This window comes from Streptomyces sp. SLBN-8D4 (assembly GCF_049739545.1).
In the GTDB taxonomy this organism is placed as follows: domain Bacteria; phylum Actinomycetota; class Actinomycetes; order Streptomycetales; family Streptomycetaceae; genus Streptomyces; species Streptomyces canus_C.
On sequence record NZ_JBMGQC010000001.1, the window covers coordinates 8677010 to 8702007 of the forward strand.

Sequence of the window (24998 nt, forward strand, 5' to 3'; positions counted from 1 at the left end):
ACGCCGTAAGCCTGATGACCGCGACCGAAGGGAAGCAGCATGCCCGCGCCCACGCTGGAGGAGCCGGCCCCGGACGGCCATGGACCGGCCTCGGATCCGTACCCGTTCTACGCCGCGCTGCGGGCCAAGGGCCCCGTGCATCGCGTCCTCGTCCCCGGAAGCGGTGAGAGCTGGCTCGTCGTCGCCCATGACGCGGCGCGAGCGGCGCTGACCGATCCCCGTCTGCGCAACGACATCCGGCATTCCTCGTCCTGGCGGAGCGACGGCGGACACGCGGTCGGCCGCAACATGCTCCAGACCGATCCCCCGCAGCACACTCGGCTGCGCCGGCTGGTGGCGGCGCACTTCACGGCCGGAAGCGTCGCCGCGCTGCGCCCGAGGATCGAAGCCATCGCACTCGAACTCCTCGCCGCGCTGCCGGAGCGGGGAACGGCCGATCTGGTCGCCCGGTACGCGCTGCCGCTGCCCGTCGCGGTGATCTGCGGCCTGCTGGGTGTGCCCGCGGACGACCGCGCGGTGTTCCACGCCTGGTCCGACGAACTGGTCAGGCCCACCTCGCCCGAGGCGGCGACCACCGCCGCAGCCGCACTGACCGGGTACCTCACCGATCTGATCGCCCGAGGACGCGAAGGGCGGGCGTCAGGCCTGCTCGGTGATCTCGTGGCAGCCGCCGACCTCACCTGCGAGGAGATCCTCGGCATGGCGTTCCTGATCCTCGTCGCGGGCCACGAGACGACCGTCGACCTGATCTCCGGAACCGTCCACGCACTGTTGACTCACCCGGACCAACTCGCCCTGCTCCGCGCCGACCCGGATCTGACCGGACCGGCCGTCGAGGAGTCCCTGCGCTACAACTCGCCCGTCCACGCCACGGCGTTCCGCTTCGCGGCCGAGCCGCTCGACATCGGCGGCACCCGGATCGAGGCGGGGGACTCCGTGCAGATCTCGCTCGCGGCGGCCTCCCGCGATCCGCTGCGCTTTCCCGACCCCGACCGCTTCGACCTGCGCCGTCCCACGCGCGCGCACCTGGGCTTCGGCCACGGCCCGCACCACTGCCTGGGCGCCCCGCTGGCCCGCGCCGAGGCGACCGTCGCCGTGCGTCTGCTGCTGCGCCACCGTCCCGCGCTCGCCTTCGCGACCGGCCCGGGCGGCTTGACCTGGCGCAGCAGCACTCTCCTGAGGGGACTGGCCGAACTACCGCTGTTCTTCGGCTGAGACGAACTCCGCCGAAGCCAGAGCCGTCGCCGGATCCAGGGCCGCGGGGCCCGCGAGCATCCAGCGTCCCCCTTCCTCGCGGTACGGCCACCACCGCCCGTCCCGGCCCAGGCGCACCTGGGCCGGTGCGCCGACTACCGTCCACCGGTTGCCGCCTGCCGTGAGCGACGGCCGTTCGTCCTCTTCCCAGGCCGAGTCCAGAGCGGCACGCGCGCGTGCGAGTGCGCCGCCCGACGGCTCCCAATCCTCCTCCAGCACGGACAGCGCGTCCGCGCCACCGAGCTCCCACGCGCGCGTGGCGTCCGCCAGCGACCGCGGGTCACGTCCCGAGCCGCCGGCGAGCCGTTCCGTCAGTGCCTGGTCGGGCGCGGCGACGGCGAGTCGTACCGCGTCCTGGTCGGCAGTCAATTCGACTACAGGAGGAGGCGGTGCGGACGGTTGGCGCAGCGCCACGGCGAGCAGCCGATGTGCCTCTACGGCGGTCCGGGCGGCCAGATGACGCACGGCGACCGGGTCGACTCCCGGACCCGGCGGGGCCTCGGTGTCCAACGAGGGCGGCAGGCCGGGCTCCGCGGGCAGTTCCGGCGGCGCGGGCAGGGGCGGCAGGATGTCGCCGGCCGCGTACGCCTCAGCGGCATCCACCCCCTCCGGTTCCGGAGTTTCCTCCGCAGGCGCGGCACCGCGCGCCTGCATGTCCTCCAGGAGGGCGTGTTCGCCCCGGCCGCGCATCAGCAGCAGCACGAAGGGGTCCTGGTCCAGCAGGCGGGCCACCTGATAGCAGAGCGCCGCCGTGTGCCCGCAGTGGTCCCAGGCGCCGCAGTCGCATTCCGGTTCCAGATCGCCCAGCCCCGGCAGGAGTTCGATCCCGGCGGACGCCGCGTCCTCCACCAGATGCGGTGGCATCTCGCGGTCCAGCAGCGCCGCGACATGCCCGGCGCGTTCGAGGGCCATGTCGATCAGGCGGTCCCACTGCTCGGCCGGCAGTTCGGACAGCAGGACGTCGGCGCGGTGCGTGGTGCGGTCACGGTCCTGCACGACGGCCGTGATGCGCCCGGGACGTACCGAGACCGCGCCCACCGCCCCCGCGCGGGCGAGTCCGCGGCCCGTCTTCACCTGCCCCGTGTCCAGCGCGGCGTCCTCCAGTGCCCGCAACCAAGCCTGGCCCCACCACGTCTGTGCGAAACCCCGCCCCTGCGCGGGAGGCAGCGCCGCGAACGTGCGCTCCCCGTCACTCTCGTGCCCGGTCATCGTGCGCCCCCTCGCAGTTCCACCAGATCGGCCAGCTCCGCGTCCGTCAGCTCGGTCAGTGCCGCCTCGCCGGACCCGAGCACCGCGTCGGCCAACTCCCGCTTGCGGCGCAGCATGTCGGCGATACGGTCCTCTACCGTCCCCTCGGCGATCAGCCGGTGCACCTGAACGGGGCGCGTCTGGCCGATGCGGTACGCGCGGTCGGTGGCCTGCGCCTCGACGGCCGGGTTCCACCAGCGGTCGTAGTGCACGACGTGCTCGGCCCGGGTGAGGTTCAGGCCGGTGCCCGCCGCCTTCAACGACAGCAGGAACACGGGCACCTCACCCTCCTGGAAGCTGCGCACCATCGCCTCACGCCGGACGACCGGCGTCCCGCCGTGCAGGAACTGCGACGGCAGGCCGCGCGCCGCGAGATGCCGCTCGATCAGACGGGCCATGCGCACGTACTGCGTGAACACCAGGACGCTCGCCCCTTCGGCGACGATGGTGTCGAGGAGCTCGTCCAGCAGCTCCAGCTTGCCGGAACGGCCGACGACGACCGGCTCCTCCTCCTTGAGGAACTGCGCCGGGTGGTTGCAGATCTGCTTCAGCCCGGTCAGCAGCTTCACGATCAGCCCGCGCCGCGCCATGCTGTCCGCGCCGGAGATCTCCGCCAGGGTCTCGCGCACCACGGCCTCGTACAGGCCGGTCTGTTCCGGGGTCAGCGACACGGCACGGTCGGTCTCGGTCTTCGGCGGCAGCTCCGGGGCGATCCCGGGATCCGACTTGCGGCGCCGCAGCAGGAAGGGGCGCACCAGCCGGGCCAGACGCTCCGCGGCGGCCGGGTCCTGACCGCTCTCGACGGCCTGTGCGTACCGGGCCCGGAAGGTGCCGAGCCGGCCCAGCAGCCCCGGAGTCGTCCAGTCGAGGATCGCCCACAGCTCCGACAGGTTGTTCTCCACCGGGGTTCCGGTGAGCGCCACGCGTGCGCGTGCCCCGATCGAGCGCAGCTCCCGGGCGGTCGCCGAGTACGGGTTCTTCACGTGCTGCGCCTCGTCTGCCACGACCATGCCCCACGCGGCTTCGGCGAGCCGGGGCGCGTCCAGGCGCATGGTGCCGTAGGTGGTGAGCACGAACTCCCCGTCGGCCAGGCCGTCGAGCTCGCGGCGCGGACCGTGGAAGCGGCGCACGGGCGTACCCGGTGCGAACTTCTCGATCTCGCGCTGCCAGTTGCCCATCAGGGATGTCGGGCACACCACGAGGGTGGGGCCCGCGCTCGCCGGGTCGGTCTGCCGGTGCAGATGCAGCGCGATCAACGTGATCGTCTTGCCGAGCCCCATGTCGTCGGCCAGACAGCAGCCGAGGCCCGAGGACGTCATGCGGGCCAGCCAGTTCAGGCCCCGGCGCTGGTAGTCCCGCAGGGGCGCGGCGAGCGCGGCGGGCTGCGGGACCGGCTCCTGGCCCTCCGGGTCCGCCAGCCTGTCCCGCAGGGCCGCCAGCCACCCGGTGGGCTGCACATCGACCGGATGGCCGTCGACCTCGGCGGAGCCCGTCAGGGCGGCCCTCAGGGCGTCGACGGGCGTCACCTTGCGGTCCTGGCGGGCGCGGGCCCGGCGGATCTCGCGCGGGTCGACCAGCACCCACTGGTCACGCAGCCGCACCACAGGCCGGTTGGCCTCGGCGAGTCGGTCCAGCTCCTCGCGCGTGAGCTGCTGGTCGCCCAGTGCGAACCACCAGTCGAACGCGAGCAGGGCGTCGCCGGAGAGGAACGACGGAGTGTCCGCCGCCCCCCGGTCGTGGTCGTCCGGCGGACCGACCATCGCGCGCGTGATGAGCTTTCTGGCCATGTCCTTCGGCCAGTGCACCTCTACGCCCAGGTCGGACAGAGCGTGCGCGCCCGTCCCGAGCAGATCGGTGATCTCCTCGTCGGCGAGTTCGACCGCGTCCGGGACGGCCGCCGAGAGCAGAGGGGCGAGCGGTGGCCACGCGCGTGCGGCCCTGCGGAGCGCGAGCAGGCAGTCCATCCGCGCGTGGGCGCCGAAGGCACTGGCGCCGCCCCATACGTCGGCGGCGTCCGCCACGATCGTCGGATCGCTCACGCTGTGCACCTGGAGGACGGCCCGGAAGGCGGGTGCCTCACCATCGGTCAGGCCGCTCACCTCGATCCGCAACGAGACCCGTACGCCCGCGTCGTGGCCCGCGGCGACATCCGCCGCCCACGCCCGCTGCTCGGGCACGTGCCGCGGTTCCTGGGCGGCGTAGACGGGTCCGCCCGTCACGAGGGGCGCCGCGGGAGAACGGGGCAGGGCGTCGGCGACCGCGTCCAGGAAGGCGCGCAGCAGCTGTTCGGGCTCGGGCAGCCGCAGCGGCTCGGCGGTACTCAGCGGTACGGCGTGTGCCTCGGGCGGCATGGCGGCGGCCAGCCTGCGTACCCGCTCGACGTCCGCGGGGCCCAGAGGGCCCACCCGCCAGGCGTCGTGGTCGGTGGCGGACAGACCGGGCAGCAGCAGCCCGCGCGCCACGCACTGCAGCGCCAGCACGGCCGCGGCGCCCCAGAAGACGGTGGCCCGGTGCCCGTGCGTGGAGGTACGCGCACGCGTGAGGACCGGCAGGGCGACGCGGACCGGGAGCAACACCGCGGGCAGCCTGACCAGTTCCGCAGCGTCGTCGCCGGGCGTCACGAGCGCGAGGTTCTCGACCGTTCCCGCCGCGACAGCGGGAGGAGGAGCACCGTCGGGCTGCCAGAAGGCCACACGGCCGGTGCGGGCCGGGTCGCCGGGCACGAACACGGCGCGGCACGAGGCCAGTTCGGAGATCTCGGACGGTGATGCCGCGGAAACCCTCTGCACAGAGATCGCGGGACTCCTCAAACTTGACTAGGTCGTCGGGGTGGTCGAGGGTACATCACCATTCGGGCCTTCGCGGCAGTGGCCTGAAACACATGTCGCGCGGGGGTGTTGGCAACCCCCCTGCCCGCCCGGTGCTGACCCCCGCCCGCACACGGGGGGTCGCCACATGGTCGCGACAGGTCGCCGGTCCGTACGTTTCCTCAGGTCAGCACGTTTCCTGAGAGAGCCGGAGCCCGGACATGTCCCAGAGCACCGTCACCGTCGCACCCCGCCCGCGCGGTACGTCCGGCCCCTCGCCCGGTGGCAGCGAGTTCGCCCCGCTCCTGCGCGCGGTGAAGGCCCGGGGCCTCCTGGACCGCCGCCACGGCTGGTACGCCCGGACCGTCGCCGTCAACGCGCTCGCCCTCGCCGCGATCGTCACGGCCGTCGCCCTGTCCGGCGACTCCTGGCGCACCCTGCTGCTGGCCCCGCTTCTGGCCGTGTTCTGCGCCCGCAGCGCCTTCATAGGGCACGACGCGGGCCATGCGCAGATCACCGGCGACAAGGCGACCGGCCGCGTCATAGGGCTCGTCCACGGCAACCTGCTGCTCGGGATGAGCTACTCCTGGTGGAACCAGAAGCACAACCGTCACCACGCCAACCCCAACCACATCGACAAGGACCCCGACGTCGCCGCCGACGTCCTCGTCTTCACCGGCGAGCAGGCGACCGGACGCACCGGCTTCAGGCGCTGGCTCACCCGCCACCAGGCCTGGCTGTTCTTCCCGCTCACCCTCCTCGAAGGCGTCGCCCTGAAGATCCAGGGCTTCCGGGACCTGCGTCGACAGACACCGGGGGAGCGTGCCGTCGAGGGCGCTCTCCTGGTGAGCCACGTCGCCGCCTACGCCACGCTGCTGCTGACCACCATGTCCCCCGGAAAGGCGCTCGCCTTCGCGGCCGTCCACCAGGCGCTGTTCGGCCTGCACCTCGGGATGGCCTTCGCCCCCAACCACAAGGGCATGGAGATGCCTGACCCGGACGGCGAGTCCTGGGGCCACCTGCGCCGGCAGGTGCTCACCTCCCGCAACATCCGCGGCGGCACCCTCACCGACTGGTTCCTCGGCGGCCTCAACTACCAGATCGAGCACCACCTCTTCCCCAGCATGCCCCGGCCCCATCTGCGCCTCGCGCAGCCCCTGGTGCGCGCGCACTGCCGGGATCTGGGTATCCCCTACACGGAGACAGGACTCGTCGACTCCTACCGACAGGCCCTGAGCCACATGCACGAGGTGGGCGAGCCGCTGCGGGCGGACCGCTAGGCGACGCGCATCCGGGGCGTCTCAGGGCAAGGTCTCAGGGATGTCTCAGGGTCGCGATGCGGAACTGCGGGAAGCGCGGACCCGTTTCCTGGACAGAGAGCGGCAACCGCCGCGAAGGAGGCGACGTACATGTCGAAGAACGCGAAGATCGCCGCAGGGGGAGTGGCGGTCGGGCTGCTCCTGCTGTTCTGGCTGCCCTGGTGGGTCTCGTTCCTGATCATCGTGGGAGTCCCGGCCGCCGCGTACCTCACGCTGGACCCCTCACAGCGGCGTCGGCTGCGCGGCGTCACCCGCAAGGGGATCGGCCGCTGACCCACCCGCACCGGCCGGGATCACGACAGACCCGGACGGTGCGGCGCGGCGGCTCAGCTGGGACGTACGGCCAGCTTGTCGAGCGCTTCCAGCAGCCCCGGCAGCTCGGGGCCCCGGCCCACCGGCAGGACCTCCCCGGGCTCGTCGTCGAGCAGCACGAACGCGATGTCGTCGGTCCTGGCGACCAGTGACCAGCCGGGACCGTCGGCTCGCAGCGTCCGTGCGTCGCCCGACGCGAAGGACGACCGGACGCGCCCCAGGGGCGGCGGCGAATCCACGTAGGCGCGGGCCTCGGCGAGGACACGCCGGACGCCGCTGTGGCCCTTGGGGGCTTCCCTCCCCGGCCCACCTGAGGCGGTGGGTCCCGCAGCCGTGTCGCCCGCAGCGCTGCCGCCGGCTGCGCTGTCCGCCGCCGCTTCATCGCCCGGGGCCTTGCCCTGCGAGGCATCGCGGGCGAAGGCGTCCGCGTCCGTAGTCACGCCGTCGGTGGTCCTGCCGGCTCCGGCCTTGTCACCCCTGTCACCCCCCGCAGCCCCGCCGTTCGGTCTCAGGAAGTCCGTGTCATTGATCTGTTCCCGCCACATCGCCCACCGGAGCGCGATCTCGTCGGCGCCCAGACGCCGCTGGGCGGAACCCCACGTGGACGTGTCCGGCGGCGTCAGCGCCGGGCCGTCGGCGGCGTCCGGATCGGGATCGTGCGGCGCCGGCACCCCGGGCGCGGCGACGGCGACCGCGAGCGGCCAGCCCGGCAGGGCGGCCACGACCGTGCGCTCGTCGGGCGACAGGTCGTACTCCATGCCGCAGTCCCAGGACGCGATGGCGACGGCGACCAGCGAGACGTCGTCGATGACGACCGTCCACCGGGCGCCGCTGCCGTCCTGGCCGATCACCAGGCCGTAGCCGTCCGCCAGCGGTGCCAGACCGAGCGCTGCGCAGGCCTCCGGATAGTCGTCGCCCAGCACGCTCGGGAACTTCGCCGGCGTCAGCAGCACCGCCGTCAGCACATAGAGCGCGTCGTCCGCGGCGGCGACGGTGTCCTCGTCCGTCCCGGCCATCACAGCCTCCCCATCGGTTGGTCCAACGGCGCGCACCTTAGTGTGCGCGGAAGGCGCTTGTCACGACTCCCAAGAACACCCGGAGCTGCAGTTTCCCGGCTGGACGGGGGCGAATCGACCACACTTGCCGGCCGTTCAGGCCGCCGGCAGTCCGAGGAGCGCACGTGCCACCGTACGCGGGGACTCGTCGCGCTCCCGCGCGAGGGCGATGACGGCCCGGCACGCCAGCTCGTTGACCCCGAACGACAATGCCTCCGGCGACACCCAGCCCGAAGCCTCGTCGATCCGGTCCTGGTCGTCCTCCGCGCAGGCCGAGACGTACGCGGCCGCGGCCTCGAAAAGATTGTGCGCGCGGCCTTCCCGGCCGCTGGGTGTCTCGGTGCGCAGCGCATCGACGACTCTGGCGCTGGACCTGCGGAACCTGGCCCACATGCCGATCACCTTCCCCCTGCGTGACGTGATCCTGGCGAACGTTCGTCTTCTGCTTCTCAACGTAAAGTCGGAGCCCCGGCGGCAGAAGAGGGCCGGAGTGGGGCGGTGCCGTCATCGCCGGTGCGCGGTCCGCGGTCCACTCCCCGCGCCGGGCCTGGGGCGGACGTCCAGTGTCGCTCAGATGGGCCGGAAAACGGTCAACCTCCTGTGCGGGACGGGATACTTGTGCCGTCTCGCGACGTGACGACCAGGGGGAGGGATTCGGTGAACTCTGCCGGAGAGACAGGCCATCGGGGAGAAGGCGGCGGCAAGGACGGACGGCATGCCCTCGTCGTGGGCGGGAGCCTCGCAGGGCTGCTCGCGGCGCATGTCCTGGCCGGGCACGCCGACCGGGTGACCGTCGTCGAGCGCGACCGGTTCCCGGACGGCGCCAAGCCACGGCCGGGGGTGCCGCAGGGCCGCCACCCGCACGTCCTGCTCCAAGGCGGCCAGACGGCCCTGGAGTCACTGCTGCCGGGATTCCTGGCGGAGCTGCAGGCGGCGGGTGCGCCTCGCGTGGGCATGCCGGCCGACATGGTGCTGTGGCAGAGCGGCCGCTGGTTCCGGCGGGTGCCGGCGTCGACGCACATCTACACCGGCTCCCGTGCGCAGCTCGAGGAACTGGTGCGCCGGCGGGTCCTCGCCAACCCGGTGATCAGCGTGCTGGAGGGGACCGACGTCATCGGGTTCCTCGGTGACGCCACGCGCGTGCGGGGAGTGCAGGTGCGCGACCGCTCCGGCGACACCCGCGCGGAGTCCCGCCCCCTGGAGGCCGATCTGGTGGTCGACGCCTCCGGCAGCGGCACGAAGGCCCCGCAGTGGCTCGCGGCGATCGGCGCCGAGCGCCCGGACGAGGAGACCATCGACACCGGACTCGCCTACGCCTCCCGCGTCTACCGCGGCACGAACGGCGCCCTCGATGGCGAGACCCGCGGCTACTACGCCTATCCCGACCCCGAGCAGGTGCACGCCGGAGGCGCGCTGCCGCTGGAGGACGGCAGCCATCTGGTGATCGTCTCGGGCTTGCGCGGCGACGAACCGCCCACGGCCGACGACGAGTTCGTGACGTACGCCAAGAGGCTGCCGCACCCGCTTCTGCATCGGTGGCTGGCCGAGGCCGAACCGCTCTCCCCGGCGTTCGGCCACCGAAGGACCGCGAACATCCGCCGACGCTACGACTTCCCCGGCCGCCCGGCGGGCTTCCTCGCCACCGGCGACGCGCTGTGCACCTTCAACCCGATCTACGGGCAGGGCATGGCCGTTGCCGCGATGAGCGCGGTCGCCCTGCGGGACGCGCTGGCCGACCGGCGCCGGACGCCGACGACACGGCGCGTGCAGCAGGCGCTCCTCGCGGCGTCCCGGCTCGCGTGGGACATCTCCGCCGGAGCGGACCGCAAGATGCCGGGCGCGGTCGGCACCGCGGTCGACGGTGGGCCCGCGGACCAGGTCGCGGGGTGGTATCTGAGCCGCGTCCAGGAGCGCGCCCCCGGTGACCCCGTCGTGGGGCGGGCCTTCCGTGCGGTCCTGACCCTCTCCGAGCCCGTCACCGCCTTGTTCGCCCCGCCCGTGGCCAGGGCCGTCCTCTTCGGCCCAGCCGCGCCGACACCGACCGAGCCGCCCGCGACACCGGAGGAGCCCGGATCCCGGACCCGGTGATCGGCTCACTCGGACCGTGGGCTTGCGCGGCGGTCCTCGACGCAGGGCCGGGCCCTACTTGGAAGCCCCGTCGAGGGACGCGATCGTCTCCCGCAGCCAGTTGAGTTCGGCCCGGGACGTGGCGCGGGCGATGGTCAGCACCCCGCGCCGGAAGGGATCGTCCACCTCCTCGGCGCTCAGCGGGCGGTCACCCTCGTAGAAGAAGCTCGCGGGCTCCTCCAGGAAGGCGAGCCGGCGCCGCAGTACGGCCGCCTGCGAGCCGGCGTCGTCCAGGTGCCGGAGGAAGGCGAGGACCGTGAACCACCGGTTCTCGTCGGTGATGTCGCGCGCGGACGGTTCGGCGAGCCGGCGGCGCAACTCCTGACGTCCTTCGTCCGTGAGCGTCAGGACATGGCGGGGCGCGGCCACGGCGCCGGGTTCCGTCGCGCGCGCCAGCAATCCCGCTTTCTCCAGCCGCTTGATGGCCGGGTACAGCGTGCTCTCGGCCACGGGGCGTACGTGACCCGCCAGGGCCGTGAGGCGTTTGCGCAGTTCGTAGCCGTGCAGCGGGGTGTCGTACAGGAATCCGAGGATGGCGAGCTCCAGCATGCACGCATTCTCTCGCATTGGCGCTGTACATCCCTACCGTATTACCTCGATGTCGGAATACCTCGGCGGCGATGTATAGTTCCGGATGACGCACCGAGGGAGGGCGCATGAGGCAGGCCGAGTTCGACGGCAAGGGAAGCTGCATCCGCTGGACCGAGACCCCCGGCGAGGAACCGGCACGCGTGTACGTGCACGGCCTGGGAGCGGTCTCGGCCGTCTATCACGCACACATCGCGGCCCGGCGGGAACTCGCGGGCCGGCGCAGCCTGTTCGTCGATCTGCCCGGACACGGCGTCAGCGACCGTCCCGAGGACTTCGGATACACGCTGGAGGACCACGCGGACGCCCTGGCCGCCGCGTTGGACGCCGCGCGGCTGACCGGCGTCGAGCTGATCGCGCACAGCATGGGCGGGTCGGTCGCGCTCGTGCTCGCGCATCGCAGGCCTGAGCTCGTGTCCCGGCTGGTCCTCACCGAGGCCAACCTCGACGCGGCGCCCCCGGCCACGGCGGGCAGCACCCGGATCGACGCCTACGACGAGGACGACTTCGTCGCGGGCGGCCACGCGCGCGTGCTCGAGAAGGTCGGCCCGCTGTGGGCAGCGACCATGCGGCTGGCCGACCCGCGCGCCCTGCACCGCAGCGCGGCCGGGCTCAGGCGCGGATCGACGCCCATGATGCGCGCCGTCCTCGAAGGCCTGCCGATCGATCGCGTGTATCTCCAGGGGGAGCTCAGCGGTGAACTGGAGGGGCGCAAGACGCTGGAGGCGGCAGGCGTGCGCGTGGTGACCGTCCCGGGCGCCGGGCACAACGTCATGTTCGATCACCCCGACGCCTTCGCTGCGGTGGTCGCCGGCAAGCTGTGAGCGTTCAGTCCTCGCGGACGGCCAGGGCCAGGAAGCGGGCGTCCTCGTCGACGTACGACGTCATGCGCCATCCCGAACCGGCCAGCAGAGGACGGAGGTTGGGCTCGGCGCGCAGGTCCTCGGGGGTGATCTGCCGTCCCTGGCGTGCCGCGAGCGCCGCCCTGCCGATCGGATGGAACAGCGCCAGGACACCGCCGGGCCGCACCACTCGGGCCAACTCGCGCAGATTCTCGGCCGGTCTGGGCAGATGGGAGATCAGGCCCGCTCCGAAGACGGCGTCGAGCGACCGAGAGCGCAGCGGCAGCGCGGCCACGTCGGCGAGCAGCAGCCGTCCGTCCCGGTCCCGTCCGGCGCGTACGGCTTCGTGCACCATGGCCGGGGTCAGATCGGCTCCGAGGACCACTCCCGAGGGCCCCACGGCCGCCCGCAGGGGCGGCAGGGCCCGTCCGGTGCCGCAGCCCGCGTCGAGGACGCGGTCGCCCTCGCGCAGCCCGAGCTCCGCGACCGCGGCGGCGTAGGCCGGACCGTCGTCAGGGAACCGGCTGTCCCAGTCGGCGGCGCGGGCCGCGAAGAACTCCTGAACGTGTGTGTGGTCGTCGCTCATGTTCCGCATGATCCCTCACCGACACGGATGGAGCCCCGGCGCGCATGTTCGAGCGTGCCGCGATCGTTCAGACGCACCCTTGCGCCATATTCCAACACCTTTCGAAATGCGCCCTCTTTGTGCGCCCCTGCCCCGACTAGCGTCCCTTGACCATGGGACACCTGGACCACGCAGCCCTGGGCTGGCTGACGCCCACACTCTCGTACGTCATGGCCTGTATCGGCGCCGCGCTCGGCCTGCGCTGCACCATGCGCGCGCTCGGCGCCACCGGACGCTCGCGCCGCAACTGGCTCATCACCGCGGCCTCGGCCATCGGGACCGGCATCTGGACCATGCACTTCGTGGCCATGCTCGGCTTCAGCGTCAGCGGTACGGACATCCGCTACGACGTACCACTGACCATCGCCAGCCTCCTGGTCGCGATGGTCGTCGTCTCCGCCGGCGTGTTCGCGGTCGGCTACAGCCGTGACCGGGTCCGCGCGCTCTTCCTGGGCGGCCTCACCACCGGCCTGGGCGTGGCGAGCATGCACTACCTGGGCATGGCCGCCGTACGGCTGCACGGCGCCGTCCACTACGACCCGGTGCTCGTCGGACTCTCCGTCCTCATCGCGGTCGTCGCGGCGACGGCGGCCCTGTGGGCGGCGCTCAACATCAAGTCGCCCGTCGCCGTCACCCTCGCCTCCCTCATCATGGGCGCCGCGGTCAGCAGCATGCACTACACCGGGATGTTCGCGGTGAGCGTGCGGGTCTCGCCCTCCGGCGAGGTCCTGACCGGGGCGACGGCGATGCAGTTCATCTTCCCGCTCGCCGTCGGACTCGGCTCCTACCTGTTCCTGACCTCGGCCTTCGTCGCGCTGTCGCCCACGACAGGAGAGCGCGAGGCATCCGCCTCGGCCCAGCGCACGGTCGAGCACGTCGCCTCCTAGCGGCGGATCCGGGCCCCGGACGGCCCGACCACACGCCCCCGAACCACTCCCGAGCGAGGAGGCCATGCGTACACCGCGTAGGACCCCCACAGCCGGCGCCGAGACGCCGCACCAGACACCCGCGCGCGGGCGTCGCGCGCATGCCGGACCACCGGCCGACGAGAGCCCGGACGACCCCGTGGGTCTCCCGGACGACATACCCGCGCGCGCGGGGCACTGGCGGATACGCCCCCGCACGGTCCGCGCCAAGATCGTCTGCCTGCTCATGGTGCCCGTGGTCTCGCTGCTCGCCCTGTGGGCGTACGCCACGGTCAGCACCGCCCAGGACGTGTCCCGGCTACGGCAGTTGCAGCGCGTGGACGGCGCCGTCCGCTCGCCCGTCGCCGACGCCGTGACCGCACTCCAGGCGGAACGCGCCGCCGCCGTTCGTTACGCCACCGACCCGTCCGCCGCGCAGAGCGACGACCTGCGCAAGCTCGCCGTGCGCACCGACCGGGCCGTGGCACGACTGCGGCTCGGCGACGACAACACCGTCGCCGACAGCGAGGAACTGCCCCCCGGTGTCGCCCAGCGACTCGAAGCCTTCGTGACCGGCGTCGAACAACTGCGCCCCGTGCGCGCCGCCGTGCTCGACCGCAGCGCCGGATGGGACGAGACGTACGGCCGCTACACCAGGACCATCGCCGGCGCCTTCGCGGTGGGCGGCGCCCTCACCGGCATCCAGGACGCCGACCTCGGCTCCGACGCGCGCGTGCTGCTGGAGTTCTCCCGAGCGGGCGAGTCGCTGGCCCAGGAGGACGCCGTGCTGTCCAGCGCGCGGCTGTCAGGCGTCCTCGCCGGAGAGCGGCTGCGGCTGTTCACCGGGGCCGTCGACACCCGCCGAGCCCTCGTCGAGGGCGCCGCCGCCGACCTGCGCGGCTCCGACCGCGCCGCCTGGCGGAAGGTCCGCCGGCAGCGCCGCCTACGCCACCGTGACCTCCGCCGAGGACCGGACCCTCGCCGCCGCCCCCGGCGCCCGCGCGGTCGAGTCGACGCCGGAGGCCACCTGGCAGCCGGCACACGCGCGCGTGCAGGAGGGCATGCGCACCGTCGAACAGGCGGCGGGCAGCGGCGTCGCCCGCCGTGCCGACCCGTTCACCCGGGGTCTGCTCACCCCGGCCGGGGCCGCGGTCCTGCTCGGCCTGCTCGCCGTCGCCGCGTCGCTCGTCATCTCCGTGCGCATCGGACGCGGGCTCGTCATCGAGCTCGTGAGCCTGCGCAACAGCGCCCTGGACATCGCCCGCCGCAAACTCCCCGAGGCCATGGAGCGGTTGCGCGTCGGCGACGAGATCGACATCCGGTCCGAGGCCCCGCCGGGGCCGCCCGCGGAGGACGAGGCCGGTCAGGTCGCCGAGGCCCTGACCACGGTCCACCGCGCCGCGCTGCGGGCCGCCGTGGAGCGCGCCGAACTCGCCAGCGGAATCTCCGGGGTCTTCGTCAACCTCGCCCGCCGGAGCCAGGTCCTCGTGCACCGCCAGCTGAGCCTGCTCGACAGCATGGAACGCCGCTCCGACGACCCGAACGAACTGAGCGACCTCTTCCGGCTCGACCACCTCACCACCCGCATGCGCCGCCACGCGGAGAGCCTGATCATCCTCTCCGGAGCGGCACCAGGCCGCGCCTGGCGGATGCCGGTCTCGCTGACCAACGTGGTTCGCGCGGCCGTCTCCGAGGTCGAGGACTATGCGCGCGTGGAGGTGCGTCAGCTGCCCGACGCCTCCGTCGTCGGCGCGGCGGTCGCCGACCTCACTCACCTGCTGGCCGAGATCATCGAGAACGCCGCTCAGTTCTCACCACCCCACACACGCGTGCGTGTCACCGGGGAGCCCGTCGGCAACGGTTACGCCGTCGAGGTCGAGGACCGAGGTCTGGGAATGGGCAAGGAGACCCTTGAGGAGGCCAACCGCCGCATCGAGCAGTCCGAGACGCTCGACCTGTTCGACAGCGACCGGCTGGGCCTGTTCGTGGTCAGCAGGCTCGCGGCCCGGCACGGCATCAAGGTCCACCTGCGCACCTCGCCCTACGGCGGCACCACCGCCGTCGTCCTGCTGCCCACGGCACTGCTGCACATCAAGGCGGCGGAACGTTCCCCCGCCCAGGCCTCGGACCGGAAACGGCGCACGGAACGCGAGTACGCGCGCGTGGCCGCCACCGAACGGGACCCCGAACGGGACCAGGAGTCCGTCCCCGCCCCGGCCGAGCGGCCCGCCCTGGTGGCTCCGCTGACGGCCGCGGCGGACCGGGGAACGGCCGACACACCGCCCTCCGGAGTCACCGCCCTGCGTCTGCACCGGCCGCCGGACGAGCCGGCGGAGTCCGAGGACCTTCCCCGCCGGGTCCGGCAGGCCAGCCTCGCTCCCCAGCTGCGCGAGCAGCGCTCCGCGGAAGCGGCCCCGGCAGCCGCCCGCCGGGACGACGACCGTACGCCCGAGGCCGTGCGGGACCGGATGGCGGCGTACCGCGAGGGCTGGGCCCGCGGCGGCGGCAGGCAGCCCGGACGCGGTGCCACCCCAGATTCCCCAGCGGGCAGAGACAGCAGCGAAGGAGACCGAGGATGATCCAGGACCCGAGTACGAGGGCCGACATGGGGGTCCCCCCGGGCGAGCGGAACCGCGAGTGGGGGAGGTCCGGCGAACTCGACTGGCTGCTGGACGACCTGGTGCTGCGCGTGAGCGAGGTACGGCACGCCGTGGTGCTCTCCAACGACGGACTCGCCGTGGGCGCCTCCACGGACCTGCGCCGCGAGGACGCGGAGCATCTCGCCGCGGTCTCCTCCGGATTCCACAGTCTGGCCAAGGGCGCCGGCCGGCACTTCGGCGCCGGGGGAGTGCGCCAGACCATGGTCGAGATGGACGACGGCTTCCTGTTCGTGGCCGCCGCGGGGGACGGCTCCTGTCTCGCCGTCCTCACCGCGGTGACCGCGGACATAGGCCTGGTCGCCTACGAGATGGCACGGCTGGTCAAGCGCGTCGGGGAGCACCTCTACACGCCGCCGCGCGTGGGCGCGCGGCCGCCTGCCGGCGGATGAGAGGGAAGGGCGGTCGGCTCAGATGACCGAGGACATGGCGGGCGTCCCGTACGACCAGGGCAGCCAGTGGTACGACGGCGAGGCAGGGCCCCTCGTCCGCCCCTACGCGATGACGGGCGGGCGCACCAGACCCGGCGGCCCCACCGGCGTGCGTTTCGATCTGATCGCCCTCGTCACCCTCGACCTCGGCGCGCCCGGGGCCGGCGACGACACAGCGCTCGGGCCGGAACACCGGGCCCTGATCGACCTGTGCCGCACGGAGACGCAGTCGGTGGCGGAACTCTCCGCGGGCGCCGACCTGCCCGTGGGCGTGGTCAGGGTGCTCCTGGGGGACCTCCTGGAACTCGGCTGTGTCACCGTCAGCCGTCCGGTGCCCCCCGCGCAGCTCCCCGACGAACGGATTCTGCGCGAGGTGATCGAAGGGCTCCGGGCGCTGTAGATGAACGTTCAGAACCGGGCAATAAGTGGTCCAACCCCTCGAAGGGGAGCTCCAGTTGTCATGATGCTGCCTTCGCGACCCCGTACCGCCGACGTCGCCGCCCGTTGCCGGCCCTCCCGAGAGAAGTGATCGATGGTCTCCGAGAACTCCGACGCACAGGGCGGCGAGACGACCGCCCTCGCGCTGAAGATATTGGTCGCCGGCGGGTTCGGCGTGGGCAAGACCACCCTGGTGGGCGCCGTCAGCGAGATCAGGCCACTGCGCACCGAGGAACTGCTCAGCGAGGCAGGGCAGTCGGTGGACGACACCGACGGGGTGGACCAGAAGGTCACCACTACGGTCGCCATGGACTTCGGACGGATCACCATCCGTTCCGGCCTGTCGCTCTACCTCTTCGGCACCCCGGGCCAGGACCGCTTCTGGTTCCTGTGGGACGAGTTGTCGCAGGGGGCTCTGGGAGCCGTCGTCCTCGCCGACACCCGGCGCCTGGAGGACTGCTTCCCGGCCGTGGACTACTTCGAGCACCGGCACATCCCGTTCGTGGTGGCCGTCAACTGCTTCGCCGGTGCCCGGGCCTTCGGCGCCGAGGACGTCTCGCGCGCCCTCGACCTCGACCAGGGCACACCCGTGGTGCTGTGCGACGCACGGGACCGCGACTCGGGCAAGGAGGTGCTGATCCGGCTGGTCGAGTACGCCGGGCGGATGCACACCGCCCGGCTGCTCGACTCGGTGGGCTGACCGCGGGGCGCGATCTTCTCACCGGCACGTCACTCCGCGACGGCCTTCTCCGCCAGTACCTTGTCGATCGTCACGCGGACGAGGAGTTCTCCCGGCACGCCGTTGCGGGCGCCGAACTCCTCGGCCCGTTTCTCGCCCATGTACCGCGCCCCGATCCGCCCGGCCCAGTGCCGGAGCTCGTCAGGGTCTTCCGAAATCCGGGCCCGGCCCTGCAGCACCACGTAGTCGAAGGGCGGCCGGTCGTCGTCCACGCACAGGGCGACCCGCCCGTCCCGCGCCAGGTTGCGCCCCTTCACGGTCGCCTTCCCGGTGTTGAACACCAGGTCGTCCCCGTCGAGCACGAACCAGATCGGTGCCACATGCGGACTCCCGTCGGCCCGGACGGTCGACAACTTGCCGGTACGGGTGCCGTGCGAGACGAACTCCCGCCATTCCTCATCGGTCATCTTCTGTGCCATGTCCCCATTCTCCTTGCCCCGTTGACGGTCGTGGGGAAGGCTTGCTGGGGATCCTCCGGGCAGGAGGAGACGTCACACGGGGAGACGGGACACATGCCGGAGAAGCAGGGGCTCGGCTGGCTGCTGGACGATCTGACCGAGCGCGTCGACCATGTGCGGCACGCGCTGGTGCTGTCCAACGACGGGCTGGTGACGGGCGCCAGCACGGGACTGCGCCGCGAGGACGCGGACCATCTCGCCGCCGTCTCGTCCGGACTGAACAGCCTGGCCAAGGGCTCGGGGCGCCACTTCGGCGCGGGCAACGTACGGCAGACGATGATCGAGTTCGACGACGCGGTGCTGTTCGTCACCGCGGCGGGTACCGGCAGCTGTCTGTGCGTGCTCAGCGGCTCCGACGCCGACTTCGGCCGGATCGCCTACGAGATGACCCTGCTCGTCAACCGGGTCGGCGAGCACCTCGACGTGGACGCCCGCAGACCCGAGCGGAGCCCGGCAGCAGACCTCTGACGCGTAAATACCAACTGGCCTGGGCAAAACCGCAGGTAGCTGACCAGCTGACCAGCTGACCTCCGCCTCCTGCGTTGCCGCCCCCGCGATGCAGTGTTGATCAAGGGCCACGGGGTGCTCGGCACGCCCATTTACCCGCCCCACGGCGGGCGGCGAAGCCGCCCTGGGTCGCTGACCTGCGTGTTCTCCGGTCCGCCGGAGTTATCCACAGGCTCACCACGCCTCGCGCCCCACCGGCTACGGTTTCTGTCATGGCGAACGCACACAGCGTGAGCAGTGACTCCACGGGGGAGCGACCATGACGAGCAGCACCGTCACCCAACTCCAGCGCAATGCCTGCACGCCCAGCCGCGCGGCGCGCGAACTGGGCCTCAGGCGAAGCGAGTTCGACCTCGCCGTCCACCTGGGCCAGATCCGGACGGTGCCCGACGAGGGGGGCGGGGGCCGACGCGTCACGCGTTCCGAGGTCGACCGGCTCCGGGCCACGAGCGGTTTTCCCGACACGCTGCGTCAACGCGTACGGCTCGTTGGCACCACCGAGGGCGCGGAGGCCATGGGCATCCCCGTCGGCAGGTTCACCCGCCTTGCGCGCCTCGGCCTGTTCTCGCCGGTGCGCTTCTATCTGAACCGGTACCGGGCCGTCGTGTGGCTGTATCTGGCCGACGAACTCGACGAGTTCACTACGGTCGAGGACAACACCCCGCTGCTGACCGCCCGGCGTATGCCCGAGGGCCTGCGCGACATGCTGGACGAGGGCGTGGACCTGCGCGCCCGCAACTGGCGCGGACGCCACCGCGGATTCCTCCTGCGCCTGGCCGAGGACCCGTGGGAGAGCGCCGGAGCCCTCGCCGCCTTCCTCGACCCGGTCCAGATCGCGGAGCTCGTCCCGGATCCCTACGAGCGGTCCCACCTTCATCGCTTCCGCCCGGGACCACCCGCGCACGGGGCGCAGGGCTCGCCCGCCGCGCACCTCATCGAGAAGATCATGACGGCGGACGACCCGGCCGAGATCGCCTGGCTGAGGACCGAACTGACCGGTGTCCTCCAGGACGCGCGACGGTTCCGGCCCGCGCCACGCCCCGTGGTCCGCCAGGCACCTTCCGGCCCGCCACCGGGGGAGCCGGCAGCCCAGGAACCGTCCCGCGGGTTGCTGGGCTGGCTCCGCCGCAGAAGCGCCTGAGCTACAGCGGCCGGAACAGGCCCTCCTGGACGACGGACACCAGCAGACGTCCCTCCCGGTCGTAGATCCGGCCACGGGCCAGACCGCGCCCACCGGTCGCGATCGGCGACTCCTGGTCGTACAGGAACCACTCGTCCGTGCGGAAGGGACGGTGGAACCACATGGCGTGATCCAACGACGCGATGTCGAAGCTCCGCGGACCCCACAAGGGCTGGACCGGGAGGCGAACGGCGTCCAGGAGGGTCATGTCGCTTGCGTAGGTCAGCGCGCAGGTGTGCACGACCGGGTCGTCCCCGAGCGGCCCGACCGCGCGCATCCACACCGCGCTGCGCGGCTCGGCGTCCTTGACGTCGTCGGCGCTCCAGCGCAGCCGGTCCACATACCGGATGTCGAAGGGCTGGCGGCGCGCCATCCGCTCCAACTGCTCGGGCAGTTGGCCCAGATGCTCCCGGATCTCGTCGCCGACATTCGGCAGGGACTCCGGGTCCGGGACCTTGCGGGCGGGAGGCAGCTGGTGCTCGAAGGGACCTTCCTCAGGCTTGTGAAAGGAGGCGGTGAGATTGAAGATCGTGCGGCCCTGCTGCACGGCGGTGACCCGGCGCGTCGTGAACGACCGACCGTCCCGCACCCGCTCGACCTGGTACACGATCGGCACCCCGGGGCGGCCCGGGCGCAGGAAGTACGCGTGCAGCGAGTGCACCGGGCGCTCGCCGTCCGTGGTGCGGGCGGCGGCCACCAGTGCCTGGCCCGCCACCTGGCCGCCGAAGACCCGCTGGAGGGACTCGTGCGGGCTGCGGCCACGGAAGATGTTGACCTCGATCTGCTCCAGGTCGAGCAGGTCGACGAGTTTCTCGGCCGGGTTGGTCATGGGTGGGACTCTCCTTGGCTCACATCCGGCCTGGGACTCAGACCCGGCCCGGGGCTTGCATCCGGCCTCGGGCTCACAACAGGCCTGGGGCTCACAGCTGGCCGACATCGGTGACCCGGACGACCGCGCGGCCCTCCGCGTCGGAGGCGACGAGGTCGATCTCCGCGCTGATGCCCCAGTCGTGGTCGCCGTTCGGGTCGGCGAAAGTCTGCCGGACGCGCCACAGCCGGTTCTGCGGCTCCTCCTCGATCCGCAGCAGCTTGGGCCCACGCGCGTCGGGGCCGGTGCCGAGGTCGTCGTACTCGTCCCAGTACTTGTCCATCGCCTCGCCCCACGCGTCGGCGTCCCAGCCGGCCTCGCCGTCCATCGCGCCGAGCTCCTCGACCTGGTCGAGGGCGGCGAGTTCGACGCGGCGGAACAGGGCGTTGCGGACCAGGACACGGAAGGCACGCGCGTTGGCGGTGACGGGCTTGACCTCGTCGGCCCGCTCCTGGGCCTCCTCGGCCGTCATCTCCTCCGGGTTGGCGAGCTGCTCCCACTCGTCCAGCAGGCTGGAGTCGACCTGGCGGACCGTCTCGCCGAGCCACTCGATCAGGTCCTGCAGATCCTCGGACTTCAGGTCGTCGGGGATGTTGTGGTCGAGCGCCTTGTAGGCGCTGGCGAGGTAGCGCAGGACGATGCCCTCGGTGCGGGCCAGGTCGTAGAGGGAGACCAACTCCGTGAAGGTCAGCGCCCGTTCGTACATGTCGCGGATGACGGACTTCGGGGAGAGCGGATGGTCGCCGACCCAGGGGTGGCTCTTGCGGTAGGTGTCGTACGCGTGGAAGAGCAGTTCCTCCAGGGGCTTCGGGTACGAGATGTCCTGGAGGCGCTCCATGCGCTCCTCGTACTCGACGCCGTCCGCCTTCATCGCGGCCACGGCCTCGCCCTTCGCCTTGTTCAGCTGGGCGACCAGGATCTGCCGGGGGTCGTCCAGCGTGGACTCCACGACGGACACCATGTCCAGGGCGTAGGACGGCGATTCGGGGTCGAGCAGCTCGAACGCGGCGAGCGCGAACGTGGACAGCGGCTGGTTGAGTGCGAAGTCCTGCTGGAGGTCCACGGTGAGGCGGACGATGCGGCCGGAGGCGTCGGGCTCGTCGAGCTTCTCGACGATGCCGCCGTCCAGCAGCGAGCGGTAGATGGCGATCGCCCGCCGGATGTGCTTCAGCTGCTGCTTGCGCGGCTCGTGGTTGTCCTCCAGGAGGTGCCGCATCGCCGCGAAGGCGTTACCGGGGCGGGCGATCACCGACAGCAGCATCGTGTGGGTGACCCGGAAGCGGGACGTCAGCGGCTCCGGCTCGGAGGAGATCAGCTTCTCGAAGGTGTTCTCGGTCCAGCCGACGAATCCCTCGGGCGCCTTCTTGCGCACCACCTTGCGGCGCTTCTTCGGGTCGTCGCCCGCCTTGGCGAGCGCCTTCTCGTTCTCGATGACGTGCTCGGGAGCCTGGGCGACGACGAAGCCCGCCGTGTCGTACCCGGCCCGGCCCGCGCGGCCCGCGATCTGGTGGAACTCCCGGGCGCGCAGGGTACGGACCCGGTTGCCGTCGTACTTGGTCAGCGCCGTGAACAGCACCGTGCGAATGGGCACGTTGACGCCGACGCCGAGGGTGTCCGTGCCGCAGATGACCTTCAGCAGACCGGCCTGCGCCAGCTTCTCCACCAGCCGCCGGTACTTGGGCAGCATGCCGGCGTGATGGACGCCGATGCCGTGCCGGACGTAACGGGAGAGGTTGCGGCCGAACTTGGTGGTGAAGCGGAAGTTGCCGATCAGGTCGGCGATCCGGTCCTTCTCCTCGCGCGTGCACATGTTGATGCTCATCAGCGCCTGCGCCCGCTCCACGGCCTGCGCCTGTGTGAAGTGCACGATGTACACCGGCGCCTGCCTGGTCTCCAGGAGTTCCGTCAGGGTCTCGGTGAGCGGGGTGAACTTGTACTCGTAGGAGAGCGGGACGGGACGGGTCGCCGAGCGGACCACCGACGTCGGCCGGCCGGTGCGCCGGGTCAGGTCCTTCTCGAACATCGAGACATCGCCGAGCGTGGCCGACATCAGGATGAACTGCGCCTGTGGCAGCTCCAGGATCGGGATCTGCCAGGCCCAGCCGCGGTCCGCCTCGGCGTAGAAGTGGAACTCGTCCATGACGACCTGGCCGACGTCCGCGCCCTTGCCGTCGCGCAGCGCGATCGACGCCAGCACCTCGGCGGTGCAGCAGATCACGGGGGCGTCGGCGTTGACGGAGGCGTCGCCGGTCAGCATGCCGACGTTCTCCGTGCCGAACATCTTGCACAGCTCGAAGAACTTCTCCGACACGAGCGCCTTGATGGGCGCGGTGTAGAAGGTGACCTCGTCACGCGCGAGCGCGGCGAAGTGCGCACCCGCCGCGATCATGCTCTTGCCGGAGCCGGTAGGCGTCGACACGATCACGTTCGCCCCCGAGACCACCTCGATCAGCGCCTCCTCCTGATGGGAGTAGAGCGTGAGACCGCGTTCCTCGGCCCACGACTCGAAGGCTTCGTAGAGGGCGTCGGGGTCGGCGGTCGGCGGCAGCTGATCGATGAGGGTCACCCACCCATCTTGCCTGCCCGGATGCCCGATGGGGGAATCGGATGCGAGTCCGATGATCACGACCAGTACGCTGTGTCGCCGACGCAGCGTCAGCGCAGCCGGTCAACTGGACAGTGGCACACGAGGAATGGGGCGGGCAACGCCGATGATGGGACCAGCACACTCACTGTCGGGCGCCGCGGCCTGGCTGGGCGTAGGAGCGGCGGCCGCGGCCACGGGGCACACCATGCCGTGGCCCGTACTGCTGGCCGGAGCCCTGATCTGTGCGGGCGCCGCGCTCGCACCCGACCTCGACCACCAGGCGGCCACGATCTCGCGGGCCTTCGGACCGGTCTCGCGGGGTCTGTGCGAGATCGTCGACAAACTCTCGTACGCCGTCTACAAGGCCACCAGGAAGCAGGGCGACCCCCGTCGCTCCGGCGGACACCGCACGCTCACCCACACCTGGCTGTGGGCCGTACTGATCGGTGCGGGCTGCTCGGTGGCGGCGATCACCGGGGGACGCTGGGCGGTGCTGGCGATCCTGTTCGTGCACATGGTGCTGGCCATCGAGGGCTTGCTGTGGCGGGCGACCCGGGGCTCCAGTGCCGACGTCCTGGTCTGGTTGCTGGCCGCGACCAGCGCGTGGATCATCGCGGGCGTCCTGGACAAGCCGGGCAACGGCTCGGACTGGCTGTTCACGCAGCCGGGCCAGGAGTACCTGTGGCTGGGACTGCCGGTCGTGCTGGGCGCGCTCGTGCACGACATCGGGGACGCGCTGACGGTCTCCGGCTGCCCGATCCTGTGGCCGATCCCGGTGGGCCGCAAGCGCTGGTACCCGATCGGCCCGCCGAAGATCATGCGCTTCCGGGCGGGCAGCTGGGTCGAGCTGAAGGTGCTGATGCCGGCCTTCATGCTGCTCGGGGGCGTGGGCTGCGCGGCGGCCCTCAACTTCATCTGAGCCCGGGGCGCCCGCGTTCCCCGTCAGCTGCCCTGACCGGTCCCGCCTCCGTAGCGCCGTTCGAAGGCGGCCACCCGGCCCTCCGAGTCCACCGTCCGCGCCTTGCCGGTGTAGAAGGGGTGGCTCTCGGAGGAGATCTCCACATCCACCACCGGGTAGGTCTCGCCGTCGTCCCACTCGATGGTCTGGTCGCTGGTGGCGGTGGACCGGGTCAGGAAGGCGTAGCCGGCGGAGCGGTCGCGGAAGACGACCTCGTGGTAGTCGGGGTGCTTGTCCTGCTGCATGGCTGCTCCTCGGGAGGTGCGGGATACGGCACGGGCAGTGTGTCGGCGTCGGTGGGCGGTGTGAAGACGGCCGGGTTTCGGCCGCGACGGTCTCGGCCGCGACGGTCAGCCGGGCAGGGACTCCTCGTCGACGATGTGCATCGCGGCCTCCTCCGCGGACGCCGCGGCACCGTCGATGCCCACGTCGGTGGCGATCAGCGCACTCTCCTCGTCCTCGTGAGCCCCTTCGTCGGGGGCCACGAGACGGCCGGAACGCAGCGAGCCGACCTCGTTGTCCAGAAGCTCGCCGTCGGAGCCGTCGCAGTCACCGATGCCGTCGCCGTCGGACGGCACGAGGTCGGGCGTCTCCTCGGCGAGCCGTTGGTCCAGCGTCTCGCCCTGTCGGCGCTCCGCGGCCGTCACACCGCGGTGCTCCACCGCCCACGGCCGCTCCGGCGGGGACCAGCCGCGGTCGAGGGGATCGCCGACTCCGTCGTCCTCCAGGGTGTCCTCCGCGTCGAGCAGACCCGCGTCGTCCTGGATCTCGGAGCCGTCGGGCTGGTAGACGTCGTCTCCCCATCCGTCGGAGCTGTCCACGGGTACCTCCAGGTGAAGGGGACGGACCCGTTCCTTTCGCGACCCGGGGCGGGCCACGGACTGACGGGGCACCTGCCGCGCCCGCCGACGAACCGTGCCGCCCGCGTGCGCTCCCTGAGCCGGTGCTGCTGTCCAGCCTTCCACCCCCTTTCGGGACTGCGCAACGCCACGGGGTCGCTGCGCCGGCTGGAGCGGGGGTGGGGCCGGAGGTCGGGGTGCGTTGTCAGGGTGTCTGGAGGTCGGAGCCGTGGCGTGGGAACAGCTCCGGCGGC

Annotated in this window: 23 protein-coding genes and 1 pseudogene; 13 read left to right on the forward strand and 11 right to left on the reverse strand. The window is 72.0% G+C overall.

Annotation, left to right across the window (positions count from 1 at the left end):
• Nucleotides 1-39: 39 nt before the first annotated feature.
• Nucleotides 40-1215: a cytochrome P450 family protein gene (locus RKD20_RS39370; protein WP_424881860.1), complete on the forward strand. Its 1176-nt coding sequence runs from the start codon at nucleotides 40-42 to the stop codon at nucleotides 1213-1215.
• Here the strand turns inward: RKD20_RS39370 and RKD20_RS39375 are convergent.
• Both RKD20_RS39375 and RKD20_RS39380 read right to left on the reverse strand, forming a co-directional pair.
• The gene (locus RKD20_RS39375) at nucleotides 1195-2463 is read right to left on the reverse strand and encodes an SWF or SNF family helicase (RefSeq protein WP_424881861.1); all 1269 of its coding nucleotides are present in this window, start codon (nucleotides 2461-2463) and stop codon (nucleotides 1195-1197) included. The two genes, RKD20_RS39370 and RKD20_RS39375, sit on opposite strands and share 21 nt — an antisense overlap.
• Nucleotides 2460-5291: an SNF2-related protein gene (locus RKD20_RS39380; protein WP_424881862.1), complete on the reverse strand. Its 2832-nt coding sequence runs from the start codon at nucleotides 5289-5291 to the stop codon at nucleotides 2460-2462. The genes RKD20_RS39375 and RKD20_RS39380 overlap by 4 nt, the downstream gene beginning before the upstream one ends.
• Nucleotides 5292-5530: 239 nt before the next feature.
• Between RKD20_RS39380 and RKD20_RS39385 the strand changes: the two genes are divergently transcribed.
• On the forward strand, nucleotides 5531-6589 hold the full coding sequence (locus RKD20_RS39385; RefSeq protein WP_424881863.1) for an acyl-CoA desaturase: 1059 nt from the start codon (nucleotides 5531-5533) through the stop codon (nucleotides 6587-6589).
• A gap of 129 nt (nucleotides 6590-6718) precedes the next feature.
• Nucleotides 6719-6901 carry a hypothetical protein gene (locus tag RKD20_RS39390; protein WP_424881864.1) on the forward strand — a complete coding sequence of 61 codons (183 nt, stop codon included), beginning with the start codon at nucleotides 6719-6721 and terminating at the stop codon, nucleotides 6899-6901.
• A 53-nt stretch (nucleotides 6902-6954) separates the two neighbouring features.
• On the opposite strand, the gene RKD20_RS39395 is transcribed toward RKD20_RS39390, so the two are convergent.
• Together RKD20_RS39395 and RKD20_RS39400 are read right to left on the reverse strand one after the other, a co-directional pair.
• Complete coding sequence (locus RKD20_RS39395) at nucleotides 6955-7956, reverse strand: hypothetical protein (RefSeq protein WP_424881865.1); 1002 nt, start codon at nucleotides 7954-7956, stop codon at nucleotides 6955-6957.
• A 135-nt stretch (nucleotides 7957-8091) separates the two neighbouring features.
• Nucleotides 8092-8388: a hypothetical protein gene (locus tag RKD20_RS39400; RefSeq protein ID WP_424881866.1), complete on the reverse strand. Its 297-nt coding sequence runs from the start codon at nucleotides 8386-8388 to the stop codon at nucleotides 8092-8094.
• A 333-nt stretch (nucleotides 8389-8721) separates the two neighbouring features.
• On the opposite strand from RKD20_RS39400, the gene RKD20_RS39405 reads away from it, so the two are divergent.
• The gene (locus tag RKD20_RS39405; protein ID WP_424883423.1) at nucleotides 8722-10083 is read left to right on the forward strand and encodes an FAD-dependent oxidoreductase; all 1362 of its coding nucleotides are present in this window, start codon (nucleotides 8722-8724) and stop codon (nucleotides 10081-10083) included.
• A 54-nt stretch (nucleotides 10084-10137) separates the two neighbouring features.
• Here RKD20_RS39405 and RKD20_RS39410 read toward each other — a convergent pair whose 3' ends face one another.
• The gene (locus RKD20_RS39410; RefSeq protein ID WP_424881867.1) at nucleotides 10138-10671 is read right to left on the reverse strand and encodes a PadR family transcriptional regulator; all 534 of its coding nucleotides are present in this window, start codon (nucleotides 10669-10671) and stop codon (nucleotides 10138-10140) included.
• A 107-nt stretch (nucleotides 10672-10778) separates the two neighbouring features.
• Between RKD20_RS39410 and RKD20_RS39415 the strand changes: the two genes are divergently transcribed.
• The gene (locus RKD20_RS39415; RefSeq protein WP_424881868.1) at nucleotides 10779-11534 is read left to right on the forward strand and encodes an alpha/beta fold hydrolase; all 756 of its coding nucleotides are present in this window, start codon (nucleotides 10779-10781) and stop codon (nucleotides 11532-11534) included.
• Nucleotides 11535-11538: 4 nt separating this feature from the next.
• Here the strand turns inward: RKD20_RS39415 and RKD20_RS39420 are convergent, their stop codons facing one another.
• Nucleotides 11539-12138, reverse strand: coding sequence for a class I SAM-dependent methyltransferase (locus tag RKD20_RS39420; RefSeq protein WP_424881869.1), 600 nt, complete (start codon nucleotides 12136-12138; stop codon nucleotides 11539-11541).
• A 152-nt stretch (nucleotides 12139-12290) separates the two neighbouring features.
• Between RKD20_RS39420 and RKD20_RS39425 the strand changes: the two genes are divergently transcribed.
• The 5 genes and pseudogenes from RKD20_RS39425 (at nucleotide 12291) to RKD20_RS39445 (ending at nucleotide 17308) form a co-directional block, all read left to right on the forward strand.
• Complete coding sequence (locus RKD20_RS39425; protein WP_424881870.1) at nucleotides 12291-13064, forward strand: MHYT domain-containing protein; 774 nt, start codon at nucleotides 12291-12293, stop codon at nucleotides 13062-13064.
• Between the two features lie 64 nt (nucleotides 13065-13128).
• Nucleotides 13129-15661, forward strand: a pseudogene (locus RKD20_RS39430) (nitrate- and nitrite sensing domain-containing protein).
• Complete coding sequence (locus tag RKD20_RS39435; RefSeq protein ID WP_424881871.1) at nucleotides 15658-16131, forward strand: roadblock/LC7 domain-containing protein; 474 nt, start codon at nucleotides 15658-15660, stop codon at nucleotides 16129-16131. Before RKD20_RS39430 ends, RKD20_RS39435 begins: the two are co-directional and overlap by 4 nt.
• 22 nt (nucleotides 16132-16153) lie before the next feature.
• Entirely contained in the window at nucleotides 16154-16570 is a 417-nt protein-coding gene (locus tag RKD20_RS39440; protein ID WP_020118419.1) for a DUF742 domain-containing protein, read from the forward strand.
• Nucleotides 16571-16702: 132 nt separating this feature from the next.
• Complete coding sequence (locus RKD20_RS39445) at nucleotides 16703-17308, forward strand: GTP-binding protein (protein WP_020118418.1); 606 nt, start codon at nucleotides 16703-16705, stop codon at nucleotides 17306-17308.
• A 29-nt stretch (nucleotides 17309-17337) separates the two neighbouring features.
• Here the strand turns inward: RKD20_RS39445 and RKD20_RS39450 are convergent, their stop codons facing one another.
• Nucleotides 17338-17766 carry a PPOX class F420-dependent oxidoreductase gene (locus RKD20_RS39450; RefSeq protein WP_424881872.1) on the reverse strand — a complete coding sequence of 143 codons (429 nt, stop codon included), beginning with the start codon at nucleotides 17764-17766 and terminating at the stop codon, nucleotides 17338-17340.
• Between the two features lie 93 nt (nucleotides 17767-17859).
• Between RKD20_RS39450 and RKD20_RS39455 the strand changes: the two genes are divergently transcribed.
• The gene (locus tag RKD20_RS39455; RefSeq protein WP_424881873.1) at nucleotides 17860-18273 is read left to right on the forward strand and encodes a roadblock/LC7 domain-containing protein; all 414 of its coding nucleotides are present in this window, start codon (nucleotides 17860-17862) and stop codon (nucleotides 18271-18273) included.
• Nucleotides 18274-18571: 298 nt separating this feature from the next.
• The gene (locus tag RKD20_RS39460; RefSeq protein WP_424881874.1) at nucleotides 18572-19453 is read left to right on the forward strand and encodes a DUF6397 family protein; all 882 of its coding nucleotides are present in this window, start codon (nucleotides 18572-18574) and stop codon (nucleotides 19451-19453) included.
• A 1-nt stretch (nucleotide 19454) separates the two neighbouring features.
• Here the strand turns inward: RKD20_RS39460 and RKD20_RS39465 are convergent, their stop codons facing one another.
• The gene (locus RKD20_RS39465; protein WP_424881875.1) at nucleotides 19455-20321 is read right to left on the reverse strand and encodes an acyl-CoA thioesterase; all 867 of its coding nucleotides are present in this window, start codon (nucleotides 20319-20321) and stop codon (nucleotides 19455-19457) included.
• A 91-nt stretch (nucleotides 20322-20412) separates the two neighbouring features.
• A complete protein-coding gene (locus RKD20_RS39470; RefSeq protein WP_424881876.1) occupies nucleotides 20413-22926 on the reverse strand; it encodes a DEAD/DEAH box helicase in 2514 nt (837 codons plus the stop codon).
• A gap of 145 nt (nucleotides 22927-23071) precedes the next feature.
• Between RKD20_RS39470 and RKD20_RS39475 the strand changes: the two genes are divergently transcribed.
• Nucleotides 23072-23866, forward strand: coding sequence for a metal-dependent hydrolase (locus RKD20_RS39475; protein WP_402265319.1), 795 nt, complete (start codon nucleotides 23072-23074; stop codon nucleotides 23864-23866).
• Nucleotides 23867-23889: 23 nt separating this feature from the next.
• Here the strand turns inward: RKD20_RS39475 and RKD20_RS39480 are convergent, their stop codons facing one another.
• Both RKD20_RS39480 and RKD20_RS39485 read right to left on the reverse strand, forming a co-directional pair.
• Nucleotides 23890-24150, reverse strand: coding sequence for a type B 50S ribosomal protein L31 (locus RKD20_RS39480; RefSeq protein WP_020118411.1), 261 nt, complete (start codon nucleotides 24148-24150; stop codon nucleotides 23890-23892).
• A 105-nt stretch (nucleotides 24151-24255) separates the two neighbouring features.
• On the reverse strand, nucleotides 24256-24726 hold the full coding sequence (locus RKD20_RS39485) for a DUF5709 domain-containing protein (protein WP_424881877.1): 471 nt from the start codon (nucleotides 24724-24726) through the stop codon (nucleotides 24256-24258).
• Between the last annotated feature and the right edge of the window lie 272 nt (nucleotides 24727-24998).